The sequence below is a fragment of the Aquabacterium sp. genome, from assembly GCF_035476535.1.
Taxonomy (GTDB): Bacteria; Pseudomonadota; Gammaproteobacteria; order Burkholderiales; family Burkholderiaceae_C; genus Pseudaquabacterium.
Map to the genome: position 1 here is coordinate 1 of NZ_DATILJ010000285.1, position 9,400 is coordinate 9,400.

Sequence of the window (9,400 nt, forward strand, 5' to 3'; positions counted from 1 at the left end):
TGCACCAGCGGGTCGTTCGGCGGCGGGAAGGGCAGCTTGTCGATGATCACGCACTGCAGTGCGTCGCCAGGCACATCGATGCCCTCCCAGAAACTCTGCGAGCCGACCAGCACGCTGCGCGGCGTGTCCAGGAAGCGTTGCAGCAGCGTGCGCTTCGGGTGGCTGCCCTGCACCAGCACGTGCAGGCCGTCGCCGGCCTCGGCGCTGGCGGCTGTCAGCGCCTCGGCAATCACCGGCAGCACGCGCAGCGTGGTCGTCAGCACGAAGGTGCGGCCACCCAAGCGGCCGGCCAGACGCGCCGCCAAGGCCCCCACCGCAGCCGGGTGGCCGGCCTCGTTGGGTTTGGGGAAGCGCGGCGGCACCCAGGTGCGGGCGTGGGCGGCGTAGTCGAACGGGCTGCCGACGCGCAGCTTGCGGGCGTCCTCCATCGCGGCCGCTTCGCAGAACCAGGCCAGCTCGTCGTCGGTGCCCAGCGTGGCCGAGGTGAAGATCCAGGCCCGCGGCGCCGCGGCGCGTTGCTCGACAAACAGGTCGCGGATGTGCAGTGGGGATTCAATCAGCCGGGCATCGCGCGGCCCGAGGTCGATCCAGCGCACGCGCGCCGGTTCGGCTTCGCGCACGAAGCTCGCAGCCAGCACCGACAGCGCCCGCGCCCGCTCGATCAGCCGCGTGAAGTCGGGCGCCGCGGCTTCGACCTGCAGCAGCGCGGCGACGGTGGCCTGCGCGGCCGAGGCCAAGCCCTCCAGCGCCAGGCTGAACGCCGGCAGCGCAGCGCGCTCGTCCCAGCGCAGCTTGATGATGCCGCGCAGCTCACGCAAAGGCCCGGCGCAGGCCAGCCGCAGGTCGCGGGCGGCGCGGTCCAGTGCGCCGGCCAACTCCTGCCAGGCCGCCAGACCCCGCGCATGGGCCAGCCCGGCGGCCACCACATCACGCGCCAGGTCGATCACCTGGCCGGTGGCCAGCGTCGTACCCAGGAACTGCAGACCGGTCTCGACCAGTTGATGCGCTTCGTCGAACACCGCCGCATCCACCGTCGGCAGCAATTCGGCGACGCCGCTGTCGCGCAGCGACAGGTCGGCAAAGAACAGGTGGTGGTTGACGACCACCAGGTCCGCCGCCATCGCCTCCCGCCGAGCCTTGACGACATGGCAGTCGCGGTACTCCGGGCACTCCGTGCCCAGGCAGTTGTCGCGCGTGGAGGTGACCAGTGGGATCACCGGCGAGCGTTCATCGAGGCCATCGATTTCAGCCAGGTCGCCGGTGCTGGTACCGGTGGCCCAGGTCTCGATGCGGGCCAGTGCCCGCACCGCAAAGCGGTCCGGCAAGGTGGCCGTTTCACGCGCCTGCTGCAGGCGGTGCAGGCACAGGTAGCTGGAGCGCCCTTTCAGTAGTGCGATGCGCGCCGGCACGCGCAGGGCATCACGCAGGCGCGGCAGGTCGCGCAGGAAGAGCTGGTCCTGCAGGCTCTTGGTGGCGGTGCTGACCAGCGCGCGCCGCTGCGACAACAGCAGCGGCACCAGGTAGGCGAAGGTCTTGCCGACGCCGGTGCCGGCTTCGGCGACCAGCGCAGCGCGCTCGTCGATGGCACGCGCCATCGCATCGGCCAGCTGCTGCTGCATCTCGCGCTCGACGAAGCCCGGATCGGCCTGTGACAGCGCACCGCCGCGCCCCAGCGCTTCGCGCGTGGCGTCTGCCAGCGGCGAATCCACCGGCCGCGCTGCCGTCTGCTGGCGGCCAGTCATGCGGGCTCGGGGGGGTCGAGTTCGGCTTCCAGGCGCGCGATCTGGTCGCGCAGCAGCAGCCGCCGCTTCTTCAGGCGGCGCATCGCCAGCTCGTCGATTGGCGACTGTTCGGCCGCGCGATCGATCAGGTTGTCCAGGTCCGCATGCTCGATGCGCAATTCGATCATTCGCCGCGGGGGCGAATGCAGGTTGTCGTCAACGGGCTGGTCCGGCGGCATGGTGGCTTGAGTTTATAGTCTCGGGCCATGATCGCCGCCGCCCCTGTACTGCCCCACCGGCTCGTCGCCGCGACAGCCTTGCACCGGGGAGACCGTGCGTACCAGCAAGACCAGGTCGAGATTCTGAGCCACGCGCGGGTACCCGGCTGCGTGCTCGCAGTGCTGGCCGATGGCATGGGCGGCAAGAGCGGCGGGCGCAAGGCCTCCGACCAGGTGGTGCTGACGGCGCGCCAGCTGTTCGAGCGCTACCTGCCGGCCAAAGACGACCCGGCCGAAACGCTGCGGCAGCTGGTGATGGAATCGCACCTGATGATCAAGCTCACCGCGATCACCGCCGAAGAAGAGCCGCACAGCACGATTGCCGCGTTCCTGCTGAGCCCGTCACGCGATTGTTCGGTGGCACATGCCGGCGATTCGCGCGTCTACCATTTCCGCGGGGCTGACATGGTCAGCCGCACCACCGACCACTCTTACGTGCAGCGGCTGATCGAAGAGGGCAAGCTCAATGAAGAGCAGGCCAACGCGCATCCGCAGGCCAACCTGCTGACGGGCTGCCTGGGCACACAGGCCGACCCGCCGCTGACCATCAGCCACATCGATGCTGTGGAACCCGGCGACACGCTGATGGCCTGCAGCGACGGGCTGTGGCACTACTTCACCCCGCGCGAGCTGGGCGCCATCGTGCATGGCCTGCCGCCGCGGGAGGCCAGCGAAATGCTGGTGACCAAGGCACGCCAGCGGGCGCGCGGCGGCGGCGACAACCTGTCGCTGGCCATGGTGCGCGTCGAAGCCATCAGCTGAGCGGCCACTGCCGCCTCCGCGGCGGCACGCCGGCTCTCAGCGCTTGCCGCCGGGGGCCGCCGGCAATGGCAGCGACGCGGCCTGGGGCACCGGCAGGGGTGCGGCCGGTGGCTTTTGTGCATCACGCGCCGCGTTGCGCTTTTCCACCGCCTCCCGATGGGCTTGCGCTTCCTGCACCCGTTGCGCCTGCTCCGCACGCCGGCGCTCGGCCTGCTCCGGCGTGGCGGTGGGACGCGGCTCCGACTGCACCGGTGGTAGCGGTGGTGTGGTCTGGCGCGCTGGTGGCACGCGCTGCAATTTCTTGGCCGGCGGCGGCGCGGCCGAGCGCTCGTCCGCCTGTCGGGTCTTGTCCTCGATGCCACGCAGGCGCTCGGCGGCCCGCTGGCGCCGCTGCGCATCGTCCAGCACCGCCTGTTCGGCCGCCAGCCGGTCCAGCACGCGGCGGCGTTCGCTGCGGGCATCATCAAGGCAGGTCGTCACCGCAAAGCGCTGCTCGCAGGCCCGACGGGCCTCTTCGAAGCGCTTGTTGGCCTCGCGGCGCTCGCCGGCGATGCGCGCGCGCTGCTGGGCACGGTCTTCCGCGGCCACGGCCGACCCGTGCGGCCAGACCGCCCACAACACCGTCATCACAAGCAAAGAGCGCGACAAAGTCATCATCAGGTGATGCGGGTATCGACTTGGCGGCGGTCCAGGGCCAAGTAGTCGGCCGACTGCATTTCCTGCAGCCGCGACACCGTGCGCGGGAACTCATGCGCCAGCGGCCCTTCGGTGTACAGCTGCTCGGCCGGCACCGCGGCGGACAGGATCAGCTTCACGCGCCGATCGTAGAGCACATCCACCAGCAGCGTGAAACGGCGTGCTTCACTGGCCAGGCGCGGCGGCATCTGCGGCACGTTGGACAGCAGCACGGTGTGGAATTGCTGCGCGATCTCGAGGTAGTCGTTCTGCGAGCGCGGCCCGCCGCAGAGCGTGCGGAAGTCGAACCACACCACGCCGCCGGCGCGGCGCAAGGAGCGCAGCTCGCGGTGCTCGATGTGCAGCAGCGGGTCTTCGTCGCGCGCTTCGGCCAGCTCGTTGAAGGCCTGCGCCAACGCGGCGTCGGCGGCCGGTCCCAGCGGTGTGTGGAAGAGCTGCACATGTTCCATCGTTCGGCGCCGATAGTCGGTGCCGTTGTCGACGCTGATCACTTGCAGCTTCGCCTTCAGCAGTTCGATCGCCGGCAGGATGCGGTCGCGGTGCAGCCCGTTGGGATACAGCTCGTCGGGACGAAAGTTCGACGTGGTAACGATCGACACGCGGTTGGCGAACATCGCATCGAGCAGACGGTGCAGGATCATCGCGTCGGTCACATCGGCGACGTGGAACTCGTCGAAGCAGATCAGCCGGAAGCGTCGCGCGATGCGCTTGCCCAGTTCGTCCAGCGGGTTCTGCTGACCCTTCAGTTCCTGCAGTTCACGGTGCACCTCGCGCATGAACTCATGGAAGTGCAGCCGCGTCTTGCGGGTCAGCGGCACGGCCTGGAAGAAGCAATCCATCAGAAAGCTTTTTCCCCGGCCGACACCGCCATGCATGTACACGCCACGCGGGATCGGCGGGCGCACCAGCATCTTCGTCAGCGCATTGCTGCGCCGGGCCTTGTAGTCCGCCCACTCGGTCTCGCAACGTTCCAGCGCGTCGATCGCACGCAGCTGCGCCGGGTCGGCCTGGTAGCCGCGCTCGGCGAGCGTTGCTTCGTAGAGCTGGCGGACTCCCACGCTGTCAGAAGTTCAAGGTGCGCTTGTCGACCGCCAGTGCAGCTTCCTTGGTGGCTTCGCTCAGGGACGGGTGGGCATGGCAGATGCGCGCGATGTCTTCGGCAGAGGCCTTGAACTCCATCGCCACCACCGCTTCGGCGATCAGCTCCGAAGCAAACGGCCCGACGATGTGCACGCCGAGGATCTCGTCGGTCTTGGCGTCGGCGATGAACTTGACGAAGCCGGTGGTGTCGCCCAGCGCCCGTGCGCGGCCATTGGCCATGAACGGGAAGCTGCCGGTCTTGTAGGCCCGGCCCTCGGTCTTGAGCTGCGCCTCGGTCTGGCCGACCCAGGCGATCTCCGGCGAGGTGTAGATCACCCAGGGCACGGTGTTGAAGTTGACATGGCCGTGCTGACCCGCAATGCGCTCGGCCACCGCGACGCCCTCTTCTTCTGCCTTGTGCGCCAGCATCGGGCCGCGCACCACATCGCCCACCGCCCAGACGTTCGGCAGATTGGTCTTGCAGTCGCCGTCGACGACGATCGCACCGCGCTCGTCGAGCTTCAGGCCCACGGCCTCCGGGTTCAGGCCGATGGTGTTGGGCACGCGGCCGATCGAGACGATCAGGCGCTCGACGTTCAGCGAGACCGCTTCGCCCTTGGCATTGGTGTAGGCCACCGTCACGTCAGTCGCCGTGGTCTTGACCTCGGTGATCTTGACGCCGAACTCGAACTTCAGGCCTTGTTTGACGAAGGCCTTCTGCGCTTCCTTGGCGACCTGCTCGTCGCAGGCGCCCAGGAAGCTGGGCAGTGCTTCGAGGATCGTCACCTGCGCGCCCAACCGGCGCCAGACCGAGCCCATTTCCAGGCCGATCACGCCCGAGCCGATGACGCCCAGCGTCTTGGGCACGCTGGGAATGCGCAGCGCACCGTCGTTCGACAGCAGGCGGTCTTCGTCAAAGGCCGCGCCCGGCAGCTGGCGCGCATTCGAACCGGTGGCCAGGATCACATGCTTGGCCACCAGCGACTCTTCGGCCGCGCCGGTCACCGTGATCTCGTAGGCTCCCTCGCCCGCTTTCGCGAACGAGCCGCGGCCATGGAAGAACGTGACCTTGTTCTTCTTGAACAAGTACAGGATGCCGTCGTTGTTCTGCTTGACGACGGTGTCCTTGCGCTTCGTCATCTGCGCGATGTCGATCTTCAGGTCCGACAGCGAGATGCCGTGATCAGCAAAGTGATGGCCGGCATGGTCGAAGTGCTCGGACGACTGCAACAGCGCCTTCGACGGGATGCAGCCGACGTTGGTGCAGGTGCCGCCCGGTGCCGGGCCGCCCTTGTCGTTCTTCCACTCGTCGATGCAGGCGACGTTGAAGCCCAACTGCGCCGCGCGGATCGCCGCGATATAGCCGCCGGGGCCGCCGCCAATCACGACGACATCGAATGATTTGCTCATTGCGCTGTCCTCAGATGTCGAACAGCAGGCGTGCCGGATCTTCCAGCGCGTCCTTCATCGCCACCAGCCCTAGCACGGCTTCGCGGCCGTCGATGATGCGGTGGTCGTAGCTCATCGCCAGGTAGTTGATCGGACGGATCACGATCTGGCCGTTCTCGACGACAGCGCGGTCCTTGGTGGCATGCACGCCCAGGATCGCCGACTGCGGCGGGTTGATGATCGGCGTCGACAGCATCGAGCCGAAGGTGCCGCCGTTGCTGATCGAGAAGGTGCCGCCGGTCAGCTCTTCGATGCCGAGCTTGCCGTCCTTGGCCTTCTGGCCGTACTCGGCGATCTTCTTCTCGATCTCGGCAAAGGTCATCTGGTCGGCGTTGCGCAGGATGGGCACCACCAGGCCACGGGGCGAACCCACCGCGATGCCGATGTCGAAGTAGCCGTGGTACAGGATGTCGTTGCCGTCGACGCTGGCGTTGAGCACCGGATAACGCTTGAGTGCAGCGACCGCGGCCTTGACGAAGAAGCTCATGAAGCCGAGCTTGATGCCATGCTCCTTCTCAAACTTGTCCTGGAACTTCTTGCGCATGTCCATCACCGGGGCCATGTTGACCTCGTTGAAGGTCGTCAGGATGGCGTTGGTGGACTGCGATTGCAGCAGGCGTTCGGCCACGCGTGCACGCAGACGCGACATCGGCACGCGTTGCTCGGGGCGCTCACCCAGGTTCGGGGCCACCGGTGCGGCCACCGCGGGCAGGCTGCGGGCCGCTGGCGGCGGGGCCATCGGGGCGGCGACGGGTGCGGCTGCCGGCTTCGCGGCGGCGCCGGCAGAGATGGCGCCGAGCACGTCGCCCTTAGTGACGCGCCCGTCCTTGCCGGTGCCGGCCACGGAACCCGCGGCCAGGCTGTTGTCGGCCATCAGCTTGGCGGCAGCCGGCATCGCGATGTCGCCTTTGCCGGTGCCAGCGGCAGGGACTGTGACTGCCACCGGCGTTGCGGCGACCGGCGCTGCGGCCGCCACGGCGCCGGCTGTCGCCGTCGTGTCGATCTTGGCAATGACCTGCTCGGCCACCACCGTGGCACCGTTGGCCACGACCAACTCGGTCAGCACACCGCCGGCGGGTGCCGGCACTTCCAGCACCACCTTGTCGGTCTCGATCTCGATCAGGATTTCGTCGATCGCCACCGCTTCACCGGGCTGCTTCTTCCACACCAGCAAGGTGGCTTCGGCCACCGATTCGGACAGCTGCGGAACTTTGACTTCTACGATTGCCATGTTGTGTCTCTATGGAGTGGAGCGCTTGCGCTCCGTAGCCGACGCGTTGACCGGCACCGCAGGTGTCCGGTCGAACGCGGCGAGATAGGACGGCGCCGAAGGCGTCCGGCCTATCCTCATTTGGTCAGGACGAAGCCCTTGAGCTTGCCGTAGGCCTGGTCCAGCAGCGCCTTCTGCTGCTCCTGGTGCAGGTGTGCGTACCCCACCGCCGGCGAGGCGGACGCGGGCCGGCCCGCATACCCCAGTTTCTGCCCTTCCTGCATGTTCTCGTGGATGTAGTGCTGCACGAAGAACCAGGCGCCCTGGTTCTGCGGCTCATCCTGGCACCACACCACTTCGCTGAGGTTGGGATAACGCTTGATTTCAGCGGCAAAGGCCTTGTGCGGGAACGGATAGAGCTGCTCGACGCGGATGATCGCCACGTCGCCGGCCTTCTTCTCGTCACGCTTCTTCACCAGGTCGTAGTACACCTTGCCCGAGCAGGCGATGATGCGCTTGACCTTGTCGGCACTGACTTCGGCGTTCTGCTCCGGGATCACCGTCTTGAATTCGCCCTTGGTGAATTCGGTCAGCGGCGAGGTCGCGTCCTTGTTCCGCAGCAATGACTTCGGCGTCATGATCACCAGCGGCTTGCGGAACATGCGCACCATCTGCCGGCGCAGCACATGGAAGATCTGGCTGGCCGAGGTCGGCTGCACGATCTGCATGTTGTTGTCAGCCGCCAGTTGCATGAAGCGCTCCAGCCGCGCCGAGCTGTGCTCCGGCCCCTGGCCTTCGTAGCCGTGCGGCAGCATCAGCGTGATGCCGTTGGCACGGCCCCATTTCACCTCGCCGGAGGCGATGAACTGGTCGATCACCACCTGCGCACCGTTGACGAAATCGCCGAACTGGGCTTCCCAGATCGTCAGCGTATTCGGCTCGGCGCTGGCGTAGCCGTATTCGAAACCGAGCACCGCCTCTTCGGACAGGATCGAATCGATCACGACGAAGGGCGCCTGGTTCTCGGCCACGTTCTCCAGCGGCGTGTAGATGCCAGTGTCCCACTTCTCGCGGTTCTGGTCATGCAGCACCGAATGACGGTGCACGAAGGTGCCGCGGCCACAGTCCTCGCCGGACAGGCGCACCGCGTAGCCCGAGGCCACCAGCGACGCAAAGGCCAGGTGCTCGCCCATGCCCCAGTCGACGTTCAACTCGCCGCGGCCCATCGCGGCACGGTCGGCAATCACCTTCTCGACCAGCGGATGCACCTTGAAGGTGGCCGGAATCGTCGTCAGCCGTTCGGCCAGGCGCTTGATCTCGGCCAGCGGCAGCGCGGTATCGGCTGCGTCGGTCCACTTGCGGCCCAGGAACGGCGCCCAGTCGACCGCGTACTTGCTCTTGAAGTTGGTCAGCACCGGGTCCATGGTGTGACGGCCCTCGTCGAACGCCGCACGCAGATTCTTTGACATCAGGTCCGGCCCATCGGCCGGCAGCACGCCTTGCGCCACCAGCTTTTCGCCGTACAGGCGGCGGGTGCCGGGGTGCTTGCTGATCACCTTGTACATCAGCGGCTGCGTCAGGCTGGGTGTGTCCTGCTCGTTGTGGCCCAGCTTGCGGAAGCAGATGATGTCGACGACGACATCCTTCTTGAACTGCTGCCGGTAGTCGAGCGCGATCTGCGTGCACAGCACCACGGCTTCCGGATCGTCGCCGTTGACGTGCAGCACCGGCGCTTCGATCATCTTGACGACGTCGGAGCAGTACAGCGTCGAGCGGCTGTCGCGCGGGTCGCTGGTGGTGAAGCCGATCTGGTTGTTGATGACGATGTGCACCGTGCCGCCGGTGTAGTAGCCGCGCGTCTGCGCCAACGCCAGCGTCTCCATCACCACGCCCTGGCCGGCGAAAGCGGCGTCGCCGTGCACCAGCACCGGCAGCACCTGCTCGCCGGTCTTGTCGCCGCGGCGGTCCATGCGGGCCTTGACCGAACCTTCGACCACCGGGTTGACGATCTCCAGGTGCGACGGATTGAAGGCCAGGCTCAGGTGCACCGCGCCGCCGGGCGTCGAGATGTCACTGGAGAAGCCCTGGTGGTACTTCACGTCGCCGGCCGGCAAGTGCTCGGGCGCAGTGTGTTCGAACTCGGCGAACAACTCCTTGGGCATCTTGCCCAGCGTGTTCACCAGCACGTTCAGCCGGCCGCGGTG

The 9,400-nt window shown here is 67.4% G+C and carries 8 protein-coding genes; 1 reads left to right on the forward strand and 7 read right to left on the reverse strand.

Features of this window, described 5'->3' with window-relative positions:
* Positions 1-1,742 (reverse strand): ATP-dependent DNA helicase (locus VLK61_RS27960; protein WP_325426235.1); only part of this gene is annotated, 1,742 nt, incomplete at its 3' end.
* On the reverse strand, positions 1,739-1,960 hold the full coding sequence (locus VLK61_RS27965; protein ID WP_325426237.1) for a YdcH family protein: 222 nt from the start codon (positions 1,958-1,960) through the stop codon (positions 1,739-1,741). The genes VLK61_RS27960 and VLK61_RS27965, both read right to left, overlap by 4 nt.
* 27 nt (positions 1,961-1,987) lie before the next feature.
* On the opposite strand from VLK61_RS27965, the gene VLK61_RS27970 reads away from it, so the two are divergent.
* Positions 1,988-2,761 carry a PP2C family protein-serine/threonine phosphatase gene (locus VLK61_RS27970; protein WP_325426239.1) on the forward strand — a complete coding sequence of 258 codons (774 nt, stop codon included), beginning with the start codon at positions 1,988-1,990 and terminating at the stop codon, positions 2,759-2,761.
* A gap of 36 nt (positions 2,762-2,797) precedes the next feature.
* On the opposite strand, the gene VLK61_RS27975 is transcribed toward VLK61_RS27970, so the two are convergent.
* The 5 genes from VLK61_RS27975 to VLK61_RS27995 all read right to left on the reverse strand — a co-directional run.
* Positions 2,798-3,388: a hypothetical protein gene (locus VLK61_RS27975; RefSeq protein WP_325426241.1), complete on the reverse strand. Its 591-nt coding sequence runs from the start codon at positions 3,386-3,388 to the stop codon at positions 2,798-2,800.
* A gap of 29 nt (positions 3,389-3,417) precedes the next feature.
* Positions 3,418-4,515: a cell division protein ZapE gene (gene zapE, locus VLK61_RS27980; protein ID WP_325426244.1), complete on the reverse strand. Its 1,098-nt coding sequence runs from the start codon at positions 4,513-4,515 to the stop codon at positions 3,418-3,420.
* 4 nt (positions 4,516-4,519) lie between these two features.
* Positions 4,520-5,947 carry a dihydrolipoyl dehydrogenase gene (gene lpdA, locus VLK61_RS27985; RefSeq protein WP_325426246.1) on the reverse strand — a complete coding sequence of 476 codons (1,428 nt, stop codon included), beginning with the start codon at positions 5,945-5,947 and terminating at the stop codon, positions 4,520-4,522.
* A gap of 10 nt (positions 5,948-5,957) precedes the next feature.
* Positions 5,958-7,217: a 2-oxoglutarate dehydrogenase complex dihydrolipoyllysine-residue succinyltransferase gene (gene odhB, locus VLK61_RS27990; protein ID WP_325426248.1), complete on the reverse strand. Its 1,260-nt coding sequence runs from the start codon at positions 7,215-7,217 to the stop codon at positions 5,958-5,960.
* Positions 7,218-7,333: 116 nt separating this feature from the next.
* Positions 7,334-9,400: 2-oxoglutarate dehydrogenase E1 component (locus VLK61_RS27995; RefSeq protein ID WP_325426250.1), on the reverse strand; the 2,067-nt coding region annotated here is incomplete at its 5' end.

Excerpts from the sequence above, each read along its gene's own strand:
- VLK61_RS27965 (WP_325426237.1), bottom strand. The coding sequence starts at position 1,960 with ATGCCGCCGGACCAGCCCGTTGACGACAACCTGCATTCGCCCCCGCGG.
- VLK61_RS27970 (WP_325426239.1), top strand. The coding sequence starts at position 1,988 with ATGATCGCCGCCGCCCCTGTACTGCCCCACCGGCTCGTCGCCGCGACA.
- VLK61_RS27975 (WP_325426241.1), bottom strand. The coding sequence starts at position 3,388 with ATGACGGTGTTGTGGGCGGTCTGGCCGCACGGGTCGGCCGTGGCCGCG.
- lpdA (WP_325426246.1), bottom strand. The coding sequence starts at position 5,947 with ATGAGCAAATCATTCGATGTCGTCGTGATTGGCGGCGGCCCCGGCGGC.
- odhB (WP_325426248.1), bottom strand. The coding sequence starts at position 7,217 with ATGGCAATCGTAGAAGTCAAAGTTCCGCAGCTGTCCGAATCGGTGGCC.